This is a genomic window from Krasilnikovia sp. M28-CT-15, from assembly GCF_047159595.1.
In the GTDB taxonomy this organism is placed as follows: Bacteria; Actinomycetota; Actinomycetes; order Mycobacteriales; family Micromonosporaceae; genus Actinoplanes.
In genome coordinates, this window is record NZ_BAAGAK010000001.1 from 5851241 (window position 1) to 5867723 (window position 16483).

The 16483-nt window shown below is 72.2% G+C and carries 16 protein-coding genes; 10 read left to right on the top strand and 6 right to left on the bottom strand.

All coding sequences use genetic code 11. The features are described from left to right. The first annotated feature begins 30 nt into the window (after positions 1–30). The 3 genes from ppk2 (ACMCNO_RS26825) to ACMCNO_RS26835 are packed head-to-tail and all read left to right on the top strand — an operon-like array spanning position 31 to position 1990. Entirely contained in the window at positions 31–906 is an 876-nt protein-coding gene (ppk2, locus tag ACMCNO_RS26825) for a polyphosphate kinase 2 (protein ID WP_412752220.1), read from the top strand. Between the two features lie 31 nt (positions 907–937). After that, positions 938–1180, top strand: a complete 243-nt coding sequence (locus ACMCNO_RS26830; protein ID WP_412752221.1) for a hypothetical protein — start codon at positions 938–940, stop codon at positions 1178–1180. An 18-nt stretch (positions 1181–1198) separates the two neighbouring features. Further along, positions 1199–1990: a potassium channel family protein gene (locus ACMCNO_RS26835; RefSeq protein ID WP_412752222.1), complete on the top strand. Its 792-nt coding sequence runs from the start codon at positions 1199–1201 to the stop codon at positions 1988–1990. Here the strand turns inward: ACMCNO_RS26835 and ACMCNO_RS26840 are convergent. Beyond that, positions 1918–4083, bottom strand: a complete 2166-nt coding sequence (locus ACMCNO_RS26840) for a phage holin family protein (RefSeq protein WP_412752223.1) — start codon at positions 4081–4083, stop codon at positions 1918–1920. The genes ACMCNO_RS26835 and ACMCNO_RS26840 overlap by 73 nt on opposite strands. After that, positions 4080–5423 carry a cation:proton antiporter gene (locus tag ACMCNO_RS26845; RefSeq protein ID WP_412752224.1) on the bottom strand — a complete coding sequence of 448 codons (1344 nt, stop codon included), beginning with the start codon at positions 5421–5423 and terminating at the stop codon, positions 4080–4082. Before ACMCNO_RS26845 ends, ACMCNO_RS26840 begins: the two co-directional genes overlap by 4 nt. Before the next feature lie 241 nt (positions 5424–5664). Here ACMCNO_RS26845 and ACMCNO_RS26850 point away from each other — a divergent pair, with 241 nt between their 5' ends. The 6 genes from ACMCNO_RS26850 to ppk2 (ACMCNO_RS26875) all read left to right on the top strand — a co-directional run bounded on the left by ACMCNO_RS26850 (position 5665) and on the right by ppk2 (ACMCNO_RS26875) (position 12869). Continuing rightward, positions 5665–6114 carry a hypothetical protein gene (locus tag ACMCNO_RS26850; RefSeq protein WP_412752225.1) on the top strand — a complete coding sequence of 150 codons (450 nt, stop codon included), beginning with the start codon at positions 5665–5667 and terminating at the stop codon, positions 6112–6114. A gap of 41 nt (positions 6115–6155) precedes the next feature. Continuing rightward, on the top strand, positions 6156–7355 hold the full coding sequence (locus tag ACMCNO_RS26855) for an AI-2E family transporter (protein ID WP_412752226.1): 1200 nt from the start codon (positions 6156–6158) through the stop codon (positions 7353–7355). A 2-nt stretch (positions 7356–7357) separates the two neighbouring features. Then, a complete protein-coding gene (locus ACMCNO_RS26860) occupies positions 7358–8335 on the top strand; it encodes a YhjD/YihY/BrkB family envelope integrity protein (RefSeq protein ID WP_412752227.1) in 978 nt (325 codons plus the stop codon). A 135-nt stretch (positions 8336–8470) separates the two neighbouring features. After that, positions 8471–9043, top strand: coding sequence for an HdeD family acid-resistance protein (locus tag ACMCNO_RS26865; RefSeq protein WP_412752228.1), 573 nt, complete (start codon positions 8471–8473; stop codon positions 9041–9043). 112 nt (positions 9044–9155) lie between these two features. Beyond that, positions 9156–11972, top strand: coding sequence for a cation-translocating P-type ATPase (locus tag ACMCNO_RS26870; RefSeq protein WP_412752229.1), 2817 nt, complete (start codon positions 9156–9158; stop codon positions 11970–11972). Positions 11973–11987: 15 nt separating this feature from the next. After that, the gene (gene ppk2, locus ACMCNO_RS26875; protein WP_412752230.1) at positions 11988–12869 is read left to right on the top strand and encodes a polyphosphate kinase 2; all 882 of its coding nucleotides are present in this window, start codon (positions 11988–11990) and stop codon (positions 12867–12869) included. A gap of 3 nt (positions 12870–12872) precedes the next feature. On the opposite strand, the gene ACMCNO_RS26880 is transcribed toward ppk2 (ACMCNO_RS26875), so the two are convergent. Beyond that, a complete protein-coding gene (locus tag ACMCNO_RS26880; protein ID WP_412752231.1) occupies positions 12873–13361 on the bottom strand; it encodes a DUF1269 domain-containing protein in 489 nt (162 codons plus the stop codon). Positions 13362–13573: 212 nt separating this feature from the next. Here ACMCNO_RS26880 and ACMCNO_RS26885 point away from each other — a divergent pair, with 212 nt between their 5' ends. Continuing rightward, complete coding sequence (locus tag ACMCNO_RS26885; RefSeq protein ID WP_412752232.1) at positions 13574–14818, top strand: threonine/serine ThrE exporter family protein; 1245 nt, start codon at positions 13574–13576, stop codon at positions 14816–14818. On the opposite strand, the gene ACMCNO_RS26890 is transcribed toward ACMCNO_RS26885, so the two are convergent. The 3 genes from ACMCNO_RS26890 to ACMCNO_RS26900 all read right to left on the bottom strand — a co-directional run bounded on the left by ACMCNO_RS26890 (position 14811) and on the right by ACMCNO_RS26900 (position 16421). Beyond that, positions 14811–15941 (bottom strand): M24 family metallopeptidase, encoded by a 1131-nt coding sequence (locus ACMCNO_RS26890; RefSeq protein WP_412752233.1) that lies wholly within the window; start codon positions 15939–15941, stop codon positions 14811–14813. The two genes, ACMCNO_RS26885 and ACMCNO_RS26890, sit on opposite strands and share 8 nt — an antisense overlap. 91 nt (positions 15942–16032) lie before the next feature. After that, positions 16033–16278: a hypothetical protein gene (locus ACMCNO_RS26895; protein ID WP_412752234.1), complete on the bottom strand. Its 246-nt coding sequence runs from the start codon at positions 16276–16278 to the stop codon at positions 16033–16035. Next, positions 16275–16421, bottom strand: a complete 147-nt coding sequence (locus ACMCNO_RS26900; protein WP_412752235.1) for a hypothetical protein — start codon at positions 16419–16421, stop codon at positions 16275–16277. The genes ACMCNO_RS26895 and ACMCNO_RS26900 overlap by 4 nt, the downstream gene beginning before the upstream one ends. Positions 16422–16483: the final 62 nt, after the last annotated feature.

The window sequence follows — 16483 nt, forward strand, 5'->3', positions numbered from 1 at the left end:
GGAGGCGAGCAGGTCGGAGGAGGAGCGACGATGGCCGCGACGGAACCGCCCGCGGATCTCGGCGCGGCGTACCAGGAAGCGGTGCGCCAGCTGGAGACGCTGCGACACGAGCGCACCGCGTTGGCCCGCAAGCTGAAGTCCGAGCGCAACCTGCGGCCCTGGCAGATCGAGCTGTTGAAGCTGCAACGCCACCTGGAGGACGAGAACCTGCGCATGATCGTGCTCTTCGAGGGGCGCGACGCCGCGGGCAAGGGCGGGGCGATCCGGCGGGTCACCCGGTACATGAACGAGAAGCACTACCGGGTCGTCGCGCTCGGCAGGCCGACCGAGGAGCAGCGCTCCCAGTGGTACTTCCAGCGGTACGTGGCCCAGTTCCCGGCGGGCGGGGAGATGGTCCTGTTCGACCGCAGCTGGTACAACCGCGCGATGGTCGAGCGGGTCTTCGGCTTCTGCACGCCGAAGGAGTACCAGGACTTCCTGCGCGGGGTCACCGGCTTCGAGAAGGACCTCGTACGTCAGGGCACCATCCTGGTGAAGTTGTACTTCAGCGTGACCCGGGAGGCGCAGGCCCGCCGCTTCGAACGGCGCCGCACCGACCCGCTGCGCCGGTGGAAGCTCAGCGAGATCGATCTGCAGGCCCAGGATCGCTGGGACGACTTCACCACACGCAAGTACGAGATGCTGGCGCGCACCGACACCCGGACGGCCCCGTGGGTCATCGTGCGCGCCAACGACAAGCAACGGGCCCGGCTGAACACGATCAAGGTTCTGCTCAACGCGGTCGACTACAAGGAGCGCGACCCGGATCTGGACTTCGCGGTCGACCCGGACATCGTCGTACCCGGCACCGAGGAGATCGCGTTGATGCGGGCCGAACGCAGGCGCAGCGGCAGATTCACGGGATGACGGATTCGCGTACCGCGACGGAGGGAAGGCCATGCCCGACGCGACCTATCAGGTCAGGGTGTCCGGGGTGATCCCGGCGGAACTGCTCAGGGAGCTACAGGACCTGACCGTGAGCGTGGAGCCGCCGGAGACCGTGCTGCACGGGTCGCTTCCCGACCAGTCCGCCGTCGTCGGCCTCATCTCCCGCATCCACGGCCTGGGCCTGCGCCTCATCGAGGTGCGTCGGCTGCCACCCGAAGAGGGCGGCGACCCGGTCCGGGATCCCGCCCGCTGAGCCCCGCCGGAGCCACGGATGGCAATGGCGACCGGCCAGGACGCAGCCCGGGTGCCGCTGCGGGCGCCGCGCCACGGGTACGGGTTCGTGCTGCTGCTCATCGTGGCCACGTACGTGCTGGCGCTGCAGGCCGACCGGCCGTGGATCGTGGCGGTGGTGCTGTTCGTGCAGACCGGGACGGTCTGGGTGGCGCTGCGGGTGTCCCAGGCGCGGCCGGGTCTGCGGATCGCCGCCACGGTGGTGTTCGCCGTCGCCCTGATCCTGGCCGTGGTCGGCCTGTTCACCGACGTCGGCACGCTGTCCGGCCTGACGTTCCTGGCCGGCAGCCTCCTCTACCTGGTCGCTCCGATATCGATCGTGCGCGACATCGGCTTTCGTCGCGGGGTGGATCAGCAGACGATGTACGGCGCGCTGGCCGCGTACCTGTTGATCGGCATGGCGTTCGGCTTCGCGTACGCATGCCTGGGTGCGCTGCAACCCGGCCCGCTGTTCGGCGCCGACGGCGACCCGACCATGTCGCAGGCCCTGTTCTTCAGCTTCGTCACGATGACCACCACGGGGTACGGCGACCTGGTGCCCGCGGGCAATCCGGCGCAGAGCACCGCGGTCCTGGAGGCGCTGCTCGGCCAGCTGTTCCTGGTGACCGCGGTGGCGAAGGTGGTCGAGAACTGGCGCCCGCGCGGCTGGCACCGCAACGGGCACACCGCCGACGATCCGGCGTCGGACGACGGCCCCGGTCAGCCGCCGGACGACCCCGATCGGGCGGCGGGCCGGGCCGCCCCGCCGGGTGATCCGGGACCGGCACTCTGATCCGGGGCCGGGGCGGGTTGATCCGGGGCCGGGGCGGGCTGATCCGGGGCCGGGGCGCTCTGATCGAGGCGACCGGCGCGCTGGCCGAGCTGTTCCAGCCATTGCACGAGTTGCCGGTGCACGGCGTCAGCGCCGATCAGCTCAGTGTCGACGGGCCACGCGGCCGGGTGGATCAGCACCGGCCGGTTCTGCCAGCCGCCGAGACCGCCGTGGCAGCCGATCAGCTCCTCGAACGCCGCCACCTCCTGAGTCTGCGGGTCGACCACGCTGTTGATCAACAGATCGCCGACATGCGGTAGGGCGTCGTGGCGGCACAGGTCGGCGGCGGCCAGCGGGCCGCACCCGGTCAGCGGGTCGTCGCCCTCCACCCGGTCGTCGGTGAGGACGCGCCGCCCCGCGCGGCCCAGCACCACCGGACCGAGCCCGCGCGAGCGGACCATCACCCAACCGATGCCGGGATGCTCGATCAGGCCCGCCAGCAGCGCGGGATGCTGCTGTCCGATCTCCTCCAGCGTCATCCGGCCGGGATGCCGGGCCAGATAGACCATGGCCAGGTTGCCCGAGGCGGCGACCACCAGCTCCGGCCGCCCGTCACCGGAGGCCGCAGCCGCCACGCCGGTGCCTTCGCCAGGCTGGTTCGGGCTCGCCCCCGCCGACGTGCCCGCCGGGGCGGCGCCAGCCGGGTCGTCCCGCTTGGGCAGCAGGCCCGCCCGCAGCGTACGGGCGCGCCCGGCCTGCTCGTCCTCGGGTGCCACCACGACCCCGCGGCCGGGCGCCGCGCTGAGCTGCCGCACCAGATCCTCCAGCGCGACACCGTAGCGCTGAAGGAACGTCGCGCCCTGGCTCTGCCCGTGATCGGAGAGCACCACGAGGTGGTACGGGCGCGGCGCCGCGGGGGCCAGCTCCTCCAGTGTGGCCAGCACGCTGTCGATGCCTTCCAGCGAGGCCAGCGCCTCGGGCCGGGCCGGACCGGCGTGGTGGGCGATCTCGTCGTAGTCGACGAAGTCGCAGTAGATCGACGGCGCCCCGCGCATCATGTGCTCGGCGATCAGCGACAGGTTGAGGTGCCGCAACAGCACGTTGGTCAGGCCGCGCAACAGCACGTACGAGGCGGTGCGCGGGATGCGCGGCTCCACCCGCCGCAGCCGCTGCCGCCGGGCCTGGTACAGCTCCTTGACGATCTCCCCCATGGTGAGGAACAGCGACCGGGTGAGTCCGAACGGATCGATCAGGTACGCGCCGAGAAACCGCGCCGGGCGGCCGGGCGCCCGCGGGGTGCCCACCGTGCTCATGGTGAGCAGGCTGGTCGGGGCGTCGCCGGAGAAGACGTTGCTGACGCTGACCCCGCCGTCGGCCAGCAGGCCCCGCCCGTCGGTGAGGCGCGACTCGACCAGCGCACTGTCGCGCGGGTGGTTGGTCACGATGAGGCGGCCGGACTCCTTCTCGTACCACCGGAACGCCGGGACCTGCGCGCTCGCGCCGTGCAGCAGCCCGGCCTGGCTGGCCGGGGTGGTGGCGGGCAGCTCGGCGTACCACTCGGCGAGGGTGTGGCTGCCGGTGCGCAGCCACCGGTTCAGGGTCGGCAGGGCGCCGGTGGACATCGCCATCCGGGCCAGCGGCGCGGACAGCCCGTCGATCTGGATCATCACGACGCCGGGCACGTCGCTGGCGGCGGCGGCCCGCCGGTGGCGGCGGTTCACCCGCAGCAGATGCCGGGTCACCATTTCCGGCTGACCGGCGGTCACCACCCACAGGCCGCCGCTGACCAGCGCGCCGTACACCCACGACGCCCAGAAGGCGGGCCAGAAGCCGGTGACGTGCAGGCCCGGCGTGACCGACAGGGCCAGGTAGACCAGTACCGCCTGACTCAGCAGCCAGCCGAGGAACACGCCCGCCCAGCCGATCCGGGTGACCAGCACCGCGGCGACCGGGCGCAGGGCGGCGCCGAGCGCTCCCAGGACGACCGCGGCCAGCAGGACCGCCCAGCCGGAGCTGGCCGAGATCCCCGGCAGCAGCCCGATGGTCAGCCCCAGCGCTGCCCAGTCCAGCAGCACGACCGCGACCAGGGTGGACACCCGCATCGGCGGTGTCACGGGGTCCCCCGCTCGCCGGACGCGCCGTCCGGCCGGGAACGTTCGGCCGCGGCGGGGATCGGGTCAGGCACGGATGGGACCGGGTCCGGCGGCGCGGCGGCCGCGGATCTCAGCCGGGCGGCGGGGGCGATGTGCCCTCCGGGCGCCTCGGGCGCCGTCTCCCGGCTGCCGTACCGGGCGGCCAGCGGACCCGCGGTGACGCCGTGCGCCACCACGCTCAGCAGCACGGTCGCGACGATGACCGCGACCGCGGGGGCGGCCTCGTCGCCGAGCTCCTCCACCGCCAGCAGGGCGAAGACGACGGAGGCGAGCCCGCGCGGGCCGAACCACCCGATGAACGCGACCGTGCGGGGTCCGAGGCGGGTGCCGATCAGGCTCAGGGCCACCGGGGCCATCCGGATGACCGTGAGGCTGAGCACCGCGTACAGCACGATCTGCCAGCTGAGCTGCCCGGCCAGCACCGGCACCCCGATCGCGCCGAACAGCATCCACACCAGCATGGAGACCAGACCCGCGGTCTGCTCCACGTAGAAGACCTCCCGGGGCCCGCCCCGCCCGGCGACCCGCCCGAACGCGAGCCCGGCCACGAACGCGGCGACGAAGCCGTTGCCGTGCGCGGCCACCGACCCCGCGTACGCCAGCAGCGCCAGCGCCAGCACGGCCGGGCCCGCCAGGTTCTCCCCGGCCCAGCCGCGCCGCTCGGTGGTCCGCAGCAGCCAGCCGCCGCCACCGCCCACCGCGATGCCGATGAGCGCACCGCCCGCGAGTTGCAGCGCCGCGGCCAGCATGGTGCCCGGGCCGCCGGTCCCGTGCTCGGTGGCGGCGGCACCCGCGAGCGCCAATACCACGATCGGGGTGACGAACCCGTCGTTCAGGCCGCTCTCCACATTGATGATCCGCCGGATGCGGGCCGGGACCGCCGGGTGGCTGATGACGACCGCGCCGAGGGCCGCGTCGGTCGGCGCCAGCGCGGAACCGACGAACAGCGCCACCCAGAATCCCGGCGCCCCGAGCAGCCACCAGGCGCACAGGGCACCCACCACCACGGTCACGGGCAGCGCCAGGCCGAGCAGGCGCCCGTAGATCCCCGCGTCGCTGCGCAGTTCGCGCAGCCCGACCCGGGCGGCATCGGAGAACAGCACCCAGGTCAAGGTCGCCTCGGTCAGCGCCGCCACGGCGGCGGTCTCCGCCTGGCCACCGAAGTCGACCAGGCTCGCCAGCAGCACGCCGACGCCCACGAAGGCCATGGGCGCGGTCAGGTCGGCCCGTTCCAGCCGCGCCGCGAACGCTCCCCAGGCGAACAGCACCGCCATGGTCAACACGAGGGCGGCTGAGGTCACACCTCATGGCACCGGGTACGGGCGGCCCGCGGATCGTCCCCCGCGAATGAGCACCGAACCCACCCTCCGCCACCTCCCTGACGAGGGCGGACATCCGGCCCGGCGGGTGATGTTCTCACTCGCGGCGGATGGCGCGCGGGGCGCATGCGGGTGGCCAGCATGGAATCGGTCCCCCGGCGTCAGACCAGACGTCCGGCCCGTGCGCCGGGACGCGGAGAAGCAACCGAGGAAAGGTGACACCATGTCGGAGACTCAGCAGAGACCGACCTATTCCGCCAACGCGCCGTACGCGGGGGCGGGTCGCGAACCCACGGCGTGGGTGGGTTTCGTCCTGTTCGCCGGCATCATGATGCTGATGCTGGGCGGCTTCCAGGTCATGGAGGGCCTGGTCGCCATCTTCCGGGACGAGTACTACCTGGTGACCCGCAACGGCCTGGTCCTGACGATGGACTACACCGCATGGGGCTGGACCCACCTGATCATCGGCCTGGTCGCCATCGCGGCCGGTCTCGGTGTGCTCATGGGCCAGATGTGGGCCCGCGTGGCGGGCATCGTGATCGCCGTGGTCAGCGCCCTGGCGAATCTCGCGTTCCTGCCCGCGTACCCGGTCTGGAGTTCCATCGTCATCGCGGTGGACGTGCTGGTGATCTACGCGCTGGCCGTGCACGGCCGGGAGTTGAAGAACAGCTGACCGCACCCCGGCCCGGCCGGGCTCGATGAGGGGGTGCACCGGTGACCCGGAGGCCAGGGCGCTACCGTCCTGCCGTCGTACGGCTTCGTGGACGTGTCGACGGCGCCGTCCCCGGACATCATCTGTCCTGGGACGCGAACGGCGGCGGATACGCCCTGCCTCGCGGGGTCATCGTGCTGCTCGGCCTGGCCGGCACGGTGGTCACGGTGGCCGGTATGCGGGAAGTGGCGGGCCTCATCGCCCCCGTGTTCCTGGCCCTGATGCTGACCGTCACCGCCAGCCCGCTCAGCACGTGGTTGCGCCGGCACGGCGCGCCCGGCTGGGCCGCCGGGCTGGCGCTGGTCGCCACCGTCTACGCGGTGCTGCTCGGCCTGGGCGGCGCCCTGGTGCTGTCCGTCGCCCGGCTGGTCGACCTGCTGCCGCACTACCAGGACAAGTTCGCCCAGCTCCGGGTGGACACCGCGCAGGCGCTCAGCGACCTGGGCATCGACACTCAGCACGTGCAGGACGTCGCCGGGCTGATCCAGCCCAGCAGCATCACGGACCTGCTCCAGGCCGTACTCGGCGGGGTCGTGGGGGTCCTGTCCAACGGCATCTACCTGTTGGCGGTGCTGCTGTTCCTCTGCCTGGACGCGGTGCACTTCCCGGCCCGGCTCGGCACCGCCGCCCGGCAGCGCCCCGAGGTGGTCGGGGCGCTTCGTTCATTCGCCCAGGGCACCCGGCGCTACCTGCTGGTGTCGACCGTCTTCGGGCTGATCGTCGCGGTGATCGACACGGGTGTGCTGTGGGCGCTGGGCATCCCGCTGCCATTGCTGTGGGGGCTGCTGTCGTTCATCACGAACTACATCCCCAACATCGGCTTCGTCATCGGCCTGATACCCCCGGCCCTGCTGGGCCTGCTGGAGGGCGGGCCGCAACTGCTGACCATGGTCATCGTCCTGTACTGCCTGGTCAACTTCGTGATCCAGTCGGTGATCCAGCCGAAGATCGTCGGTGACGCGGTCGGCCTGTCCGCCACGATGTCCTTCCTGTCCCTGATCTTCTGGAGCTGGGTGCTCGGGCCGCTCGGCGCGCTGCTGGCGATTCCGCTGAGCCTGCTGGCCAAGGGCCTGCTCGTGGACATCGACCCGGGGACCCGGTGGATGAACTCGATCATCTCCAGTGACGGCTCGGCCGCCGTACCCGCCGAGCGCAACGGCCGGGACCGGGTCCGGCGCCCCGCCGTGGCACCCCCGGGGTAACCGTGCCGCACGTCCCCGACCACCCCGGATCCGCGGCCGCACCCGGCCCGGACGACCCCGGACCCCCACCGGCTGCCGAATCCGCGGTGGACGGCGACTGGGAGGCGCGGGTGGCGCGGGTGCTGCGCGGCCTGCCCCGGCGATGGCGCCCGCCGGTGGCCTGGCTCGCCCGCCAGTGGGTCGGCAGGATGCTGGCCCGGATCACGGCCGGGCTCGTCCGGGTGCAGATCTTCGACCGGTCGATGACCCTGGCCGCGCAGGCGTTCACCTCGATCATCCCGGTGCTGATCCTGATGGGCGCCCTGGTCGGGCCCGGGGAGAGCAGCAAGCTGGTGAACGCCGCCGGTCTGCCCGACGCCGCCCGGAGCCTGTTCGTCGACGCGGTACGCGAGGGCGGCCTCGGCGCGTTCGGCGTCGTGGGCAGCCTGCTCGTGCTGGTCAGCTCGACCGGGCTGGCCCGGGCGCTGGCCCGCGCGTACACCGCGGTGTGGGGGGTACGCCAGCCCCCGTCCAATGCCCGCGCGGCGTGGCGGTGGTTCGCGACCGTGTTGACCCTGGCCGTGTTCATGGTCGGCACGCGGTTGCTGGGCTGGGTCACCGACCGGTTGCCCCTGCCGGATCTCTCCCTGGTGCTGCTGCTGTTCGCCGCGGACTGCGCGATGGCCGTCCTGATGCCCTGGCTGGTGCTCGGCAGCGCGGTACGGCCGCGCCTGCTGGCCGCCGGCGGCGTGATCTTCGGGCTGGCGATGCTGTTCCTGCGCCCGGCCGGGTCGATCTTCCTGCCCATCGCGCTGCGCAGCAGCGCCGACCGCTACGGCACCATCGGGGTCGCCTTCACCTACATCGGCTGGCTCTACGTGGTGGCCTTCTGCCTGCTCCTGACCTCGGTGATCGGTCAGGTGGTGGCGCAGGACGAGGGTGCGCTGGGCCGCCTGGCCCGCGGAGGCGATCCGCCCGCGACGGACGGCACGGCGCGCTGAGCGCGGCGGGCGGGACGGCTTTCATGCGGCGGGGGTGATGACCGGGCCGTGCCCGACAGGCAGCATCCGCGCCAGGGCATCTGTCCCGCACCGGCCGCCGGCCCCCGGACGGCCACGAAAGCAAGGGAGACGACGATGACCGTCCACCAAGACCCGGCCGTGCTGGGCTACCCGGCGATCGGAGAGCACCGGGACTGGCTGCGCCTGACTGTCGGGGTGTTCGCGCTCATGGTCGGCGTGGCGGCCTTCGCCTGGCCCGACGCCACTGTCCGGGTGATCGGCTTCCTGTTCGGCCTCAACCTGGTGCTGACCGGATCCATCCACGCCGTACTGCTGCTGTTCGCGCCGGGCTACCCGGTGCTCTTCCGGGTGCTGGGCATCACGTTCGGCGTGCTGACCGCACTCGTCGGCATCCTGTGCCTGCGCAACATCACGGCCTCGCTGGCCCTGCTGGTGCTGATCGTCGCGATCGGCTGGCTGCTGGACGGCCTGGTGCAGGTCTTCATGGGCATCGGCCGCTCCGCCGAGGGTGGCCGGGGCTGGCGGATCGCCGCCGGGTTGATCATGGTGCTCGGGGCGATCGCGGTGCTCGTCTGGCCGCACATCGGGCTCGCCACGTTCGTCTTCGTCGGCGCGACCATCCTGGTCTTCGTCGGCATCGCCCAGGTGGTCACCGCGATCGCCGGAATGCGCGCGGCCCACGCGTAGCCGGGCGAAGGGCAAAACCATCCCCGACGGGTGAGGGGGGCGGGGCCGGGACCCGCGAGCGTGGGGCGCAAGACCGGGCGGGAACCGCCTGCCCGACTGCAGGGGGCGTGCGATGAGCGACGGAACGGGCACCATCGAGCAGACGCGCTCAGGCGCCGCGGCCACGTCACCCCCACCGTGGTACGCCCGCCCCGCGGACGCCGTGGTGGCCGCGTTCGACAGCAACGCCGAGCGCGGCCTGACCCGCTCCGACGCGGCGCAGCGCCTGGTCCGGTACGGCCCGAACAAGATCGCCCAGGAGAAGCCCCCGTCGGCGTGGATGGTGGCGCTGCAGCAGTTCCGCGACCCGATGAACCTCATGCTGGTGGCGGTGGTCCTGGTCAGCGTGGCGATCGGCGAGGTCTCCACCTCGATCATCGTGGCGCTGCTGATCACGCTCAACGTCGTCCTCGGCTCCCGGCAGGAGCTGAAGGCCCGGGCCAGCGTGGACGCCCTGGCGAAGATGCAGGTGCCCGAGGCGCGGGTGGTCCGCGAGGGTGACCTGCTCTCCCGCCCCGCCGCCGAGCTGGTACCGGGCGACATCGTGCGCCTGGAAGCCGGTGATCTCGTCCCGGCCGACGGGCGCGTTCTGCGTTCGGCCACGCTGGAGGTCCAGGAGGCCGCACTGACCGGGGAGAGCGCCCCGGTCGCGAAGGACGCCAGGACGCTGCCGGCCGGGGACGTCGCGGTCGGCGACCGCTCCGACATGCTGTACCAGAACACCTCGGTGACCCGGGGCACGGCCACGATGGTGGTCACGGCGACCGGCATGCTGACCGAGATGGGGCAGATCGCGACGATGCTGACCCAGGTCAAGCGGACCCGTTCGCCGTTGCAGCGGGAGCTGGACGCGCTGACCAAGGTGCTCGGCATCATCGCCTGGACCGCGGTCGCGTTCATCGTGGTGGTCGGCCTGCTGCGGGGCATGACCTTCGAGGAGGTGATGCTGCTGGGCACGGCGATGGCCATCTCGGCGATCCCGACCGGCCTGCCCGCGTTCGTCTCCGGCCTGCTGGCGTACGGGGCGCGCAGCCTCGCCGCGGCCAAGGCCGTGGTCAAGAACCTCACCGACGTCGAGACGCTCGGCGCGACCAGCGCGATCAACTCCGACAAGACCGGCACCCTGACGATGAACCAGATGATGGTCTCGAAGCTGTTCATCGACGGTGCCTGGTTCACCGTGGAGGGCGAGGGCTACCGCAAGGTCGGGGCGCTGCGTTCGGCCGCGGGCGCCGCGGTGCCCGACTTCACCCGCCTGGCGCTGGGCCTGGTGCTGGCCAGCGACGCGACCGTCGGCGACGACGGCGCGGTGATCGGCGACCCCACGGAGGCGGCCCTGGTGGTGCTGGCCGCCAAGCTCGGGGTGGACGCCGAGGAGACCCGGCGCACCTATCCGCGCCTGGCGGAGGTGCCGTTCGACTCCGAGTACAAGTTCATGGCCACGTTCCACCGGTACGCCACACCCGACGGTGAGCGCGTGATCGAGCTGGTCAAGGGCGCCCCGGACGTGGTGCTGGCGCGGTGTGCGACCGCGGGCCGGCCGCTGCGCGACGACCAGGTGCCGATCGAGCAGGTCCGCGCGGACATCAACGCCGCGAACCGCCGGATGGGCGAGAAGGGCCTGCGGGTACTCGCGTTCGCGGCCCGGATCGTGACGCCCGACGAGAGCCGGGCGATGGCCGAAGCGCCCATGACGCTCACCCGTGACCTGGGCTTCGTCGGCATGGTGGGCATCATCGACCCGCTGCGCGCGGAGGCCACCGACGCGGTGCACACCGCGCTGCGCGCGGGCATCGACGTACGGATGATCACCGGCGACCACGCGGTCACCGCGCAGGCCATCGGCGCGAACCTCGGGCTGGGCCCGGGTGCGATCAGCGGCCGGGAGCTGCGGGCGCTGTCCGACGAGGAACTGGCCCGGCGCCTGCCCGAGCTGCACGTCTTCGGCCGGGTGTCGCCGGAGGACAAGCTGCGCCTGGCCCGGATCATGCAGGACCAGGGGCTGATCGTGGCGATGACCGGCGACGCGGTCAACGACGCCGCCGCGCTCAAGCAGGCCGACATCGGGGTGGCGATGGGCAGCGGCAGCGAGGTCACCAAGCAGGCCGCCCGGATGATCCTCACGGACGACAACTTCGGCACCCTGGTGCGCGCGATCGAGATCGGCCGCCGGGTGTACGAGAAGATCGTCGCGTACATCCGCTACCAGATGACCCAGCTGCTGTCGCTGGTGATGCTGTTCGTGGCGGCCACCGCGTTCAACATCAACCAGGGGGTCGCGATGACCCCGTCGATGATCCTGTATCTGTTCTTCTTCGCCACCGCGGTCGGGGTCATCGTCATCGCCACCGATCCGGGCGATCCCGAGGTGATGCGACGGCCACCGCGCGACCCCAGCCTGCCGATCATCAACCGGACGGCCGTGTCGTTCTGGCTGCTCTACGCGGGGGTGTTGTTCGCGGCCGCGCTCGTACCCCTGATCGCAGGCCCGGACGAGCCGCGCACCGACGCGCCCAGCGCCGCGCTCACCATGACCTTCGTGGTGATGGGCCTGGGCACCGTGGGCAACGCGCTGGTCAACCGCCGCGACCCGGCCAGCGGGCTGCTGCCCCCCATCCTCAAGGCCGCCGGGGTCGGGCTGATCACCGTGACCCTGGTCGTCCTGGCCACCACGGTCGACTTCCTGCGCAGCAGCCTGATGACCCAGCCGCTCACCGGCCCGCAATGGCTGGCCTGCTTCGGCCTCGCGCTGGTGCTGCCGGTGGTCGCCGAGATCGGCAAGTGGATCCGCCGCAACCGCGCGCCGCAGCCCGCGATCGACCCGGTGCGGGCGGTCACTCCGGCGCGGGCACGAACCGGCACGGCATCGGCCGGCACGGCATCGGCCTGACTCAGGGAGGACGCCATGGGCAAGCACAAGCACGCGAAGGAGTCGAACGGGCGGGTGCTGCTGGCGGAGCGCGACGGCGCCGCGCCGCGTCCCCGGCGCGACCAGCCCGACCTCGCCGAGCGGCCCCGGATGAAGGAGAAGGAGTATCAGCGGGAGCTGCGTGGCCTGCACGGCGAGCTGGTCGCTCTGCAGGAGTGGGTGAAGGACACCGGCGCGAAGGTGTGTGTGCTCTTCGAGGGCCGCGACACCGCCGGCAAGGGCGGCACGATCAAGGCGATCACGGAACGGGTGAGCCCGCGCGTCTTCCGGGTCGTCGCGCTGCCCGCCCCCACCGAGCGGGAACGCTCGCAGATGTTCCTGCAGCGGTACGTGCCGCACCTGCCCGGCGCGGGCGACGTGGTCATCTTCGACCGCAGCTGGTACAACCGCGCCGGGGTGGAACGGGTCATGGGTTTCTGCACCGAACGGCAGGCCCAGCAGTTCCTGCAGGCCGCCCCGGACGTGGAGCGGGCCATCGTGGACTCCGGCATCATCCTGCTCAAGTACTGGCTGGAGGTCAGCCCCGACGAGCAGACCCGGCGGCTGGAGAGCCGGATCAACGACCCGCGCAAGGTGTGGAAACTGTCCGACCTGGACCTGATGTCGTACGGCCGGTGGTACGACTACTCGCGGGCCCGCGACGAGATGTTCGAGGCCACGGACACGACCTGGGCGCCGTGGTATGTGGCCTACACCGACGACAAGAAGCGGGGGCGGCTCAACATCATCTCGCACCTGCTGGCCAACGTGCCGTACCGGCCGCTGCCGCATCACGAGGTGATCCTCCCGAAGCGGCAGAAGCCGGGCGGCTACTCCGAACCCGACCTGCGGGTCCGGCACATCCCGACACCGTACTGACGCTCACGCGCCGCCGAACGTCTCCAGCAGGGTCTCGCGTTCGGCGTCGGTGAGGTTCGTGGCGATCAGGGTGCTGTGCCAGCCGCGCATGCGCTCCCCGAGGCGGTCGAGGTCCCCCTGCTCGGTGACCGCGAACAGCGCCGAGGTGCCCTCGGTCACCTCGGTACGGATCCGCTCCAGCTGTTCCTTGGTGATCCCCGCGTCCTCGGTGGCCTTGGCGAGGGCGCCCAGCGCGGCGCCCGCCAGCCCGCCCATGACCGGGATGAAGAACAGGGTGCCGATCAGCAGCCCCCACACCGCGCCCCAGCCGACCCCTTTCCAGGTCTCCTCGTGGCCGTGTCTGGTGTCGGGGTGCGGCTGCCCCGCCGGCCACCGCACGACGGCGTGGTCGTCGAGTTTGACCAGCCCGTCCGCCTCGGCGTCGCGCAGCAGCCGCAGCGCCCGTTCGGCGCCGTCCGGATCGTCGAACTTCCACACGGTGAAGGCCGTCATCGTCTACTCCCGGTGTGAGGGAACGGGTGGTTCCGGCCATCGTGTCCGGGCCGGGGCCCGGCCTCCCTCATCCCTGCCGGGCTATTTCGCAGCCCAGCGGCAATCTCGTCCGGCAGGGATGATCCACAGCGCGGGACGCGGTCGCATCCTCGGGGTACGGCGGCGCAGCGCGTCCGGGAGCACGGACGGGGACCGGAGGAGGTGCCGGTCTCGTGATCCCACCCGACGACGTGTCCCGTACCGACGGCGCCCCCGATGCGCCCGAGCTGCTGAAGTTCCTGCTGTACCTGGGCAGCGGGCTCACCGCCGCCGGTGAGGCCGTCAACCGGATCGAGGACCGGCTGCGCCGGGTCGCGACCGCGTACGGCGCGCCCCGGCTGCGGGTCAGCGCGCTGCCCACGTACCTGGTGGTGGCGCTCGAGCCGGGACAGCCCGCCACCCTGGAGCTGACCCCCCAGACGCTGCGTCTGCACCAGACCGCGGCACTGTACGACCTGCTCAAGGCCGCCGAGCACGGCGAGGTGGTCCCGGCCGAGGGGGCCCGGCGGGTCGCGGAGATCCTGGTCATGGCGCCGCGCTTCGGCCGTCCGGTGACGATCCTCGGGCATATGACCCTGACCGCGGGCATCTGCATGCTGCTGCGCCCGACCGTGAGCGACCTGCTGCTGGCCGCGGCGTTCGGGGCCCTGATCGGCGCGCTCAAGGTGTTCGCCGGGCGCTGGACGAGTGCGCAGATCCTCATGCCGGTGGTCGCCTCCTTCGTCGTCGCCGCGCTCACCCTGGTGCTGGCCGGTTCGGGCTGGGCCGACACGGAAGCCCGCGCGCTGGTCGCCCCACTGGTGACCTTCCTGCCCGGCGCGGTGCTCACCATGGGGGTCGTCGAGATGTCCGCGGCCCAGCTCGTCACGGGAGCCAGCCGACTCGTGGCCGGAACCCTGCAACTGGTCCTGCTGGCATTCGGGCTGCTCGGCGCGGTCCAGGTCGTGGGCCTGCCCCGGCCGGACGTCGTGGTCGCCACCAGCGAGTACCGCCTCGGCGCGTGGGCGCCCTGGATGGGGGTGTTCCTGGTCGGCGTCGGCAACTACCTGTTCCGGTCGGCGCCGCCGCGCTCCCTCGGCTGGCTCTGCCTGGTCCTGTACGCCGCATGGGTCGGCCGGTACCTCGGCGAGCAGGTGTTCTCCGGCTACCTGAGCGGCTTCACCGGCGCCCTGCTGATGACCATGGTGGCGTTCCTGGTGGAACGGAGGCCGTCGGGCCCGCCCGCGCTCGTCTCCTTCCTGCCGGCCTTCTGGCTGCTGGTGCCCGGTGGGGTGAGCCTCATCGGGGTCACCGAGGTCCTGACCAGCGGCGCCGTGGCGGCCACACCGGACCTGGTCGGCGCCACCGGCACGATCATGGCGATCGCCCTCGGCGTGCTGTGCGGGTACCCGATGCACCGGCGGCTCGGGGCTAGCTGACCAGGCCCAGGTCGTGGCTGGTGGTGTTGAGCCGGCGCCCGCCCTCGGCGGTCACGGTGACGATGTCCTCGATCCGTACGCCGAATCGGCCCGGCAGGTAGATCCCCGGCTCGATGGAGAAACACATGCCGGGCACGAGCGGCGCCGGCTCGCCCTCGACCAGGTACGGCGGCTCGTGGGTGGTGACACCGATCCCGTGGCCGGTGCGGTGGATGAAGAACTCCCCGTACCCGGCGTCGGTGATCACCCGGCGGGCCACCCGGTCGATCTCCTGGCACGGCACACCGGGACGCACCGCCTCGAACGCGGCCTGCTGCGCCTCGCGCACGATGCCGTGCACCTTGCGCACCTCGGGGTCCGGCTCGCCGACCGTCACGGTGCGCGTGGTGTCCGAGCCGTACCCGGACAGCAGGCCGCCGAAGTCCAGCACGACGGCGTCGCCCGCCTCGATCACCCGCTCCCCCGCCTCGTGGTGCGGGTTGGCGCCGTTGGGCCCCGAGCCGACCACGGTGAAGTCCACCTGCTCGTGCCCGAAACGGCGCAGCAGCCCGGCCAGGTCGGCCGCGACGTCGGTCTCGCGGCGCCCGGCGAAGCGGACCTTCAGGATCTCCTCGTACGCGGCGTCGGCGGCGGCGCCCGCGGCGGCCAGCCGCTCCAGCTCGTCGGCGTCCTTGACCGCCCGCAACATCGGCAGGCAGTCCGTCAACGACAGGTACGCCGTGCCCGGCCGGTTTCGTTGCAGCCCGAGCAGGTGCATCGCCCAGGTGGAGTCGGAGATGCCGTACCGGCCGTCGGCCCGCAGCAACGCCCCGGCCGCCGCGTACGGGTCGCTGCCGTCGGTCCAGTCCCGGATCGTCACCGCGCCCGCCCCGGCAGCGGCCTCCGCATCGGGGCGTTCCAGGGTCGGCACGATCAGGGTGGGCGGTCCGTCGGGGCTCAGCACGAGCAGCGTGAGCCGCTCCGTGACCGCGGTCGGCTGGTACCCGGTCAGCCAGGCCAGGTCAGGACCGAGGGCCACCAGCACCCCGGCCAGGCCGGCCTCGGCGGCGGCGGTTGCCGCGCGCGCCATCCGGGCGGCGTAGTCGTCCACGGTGAACGGAGCGGGCTTCGCTGTCGTGGGCATGCCGCCTCCGATGATCATTGCCGTCGGGCGCGACACCGGACGTCGATGTCGCTCACGAATCTACTTCCCGGCGCCCGGGTGCGCGGCTGCTTCACGGCTTCCACCCGTCCGGCTGGGCGACGACGCGTACGGCGCCCAGGCACACCAGGGCGAAACGCTCTGGGCCTTCGCCGCCACTGTCGAACTGCTCGTGGCCACGTAGGTGGAGCCAACAGCCGTCGCTGTGCTGTTCGATCGAGCCGATCCCGGTCACCCGCAGAGTGAGCACGCCGAGGCCGTAGCAGTAGTGCGCCTCGTCCACCGAGACGATCGCGCCCAACCGGATGCGCGCGGTCAATTCGAGCGCCGCGGCGGATCGGGCCGCTCGGTGGATGCGCCGCACGACGGGCACCACTGACGAGACTGACGGTAGAGCAATCCGCCGGTGACGAATCCGAGTATCAGACCGAGCACCACCGCGCCCAACGCACCGAAGATCACGGAACCTCCTGCGAACCGGAAGACATTCCGGGATGACGCTAGGCAGAACCGAACTGGACAGT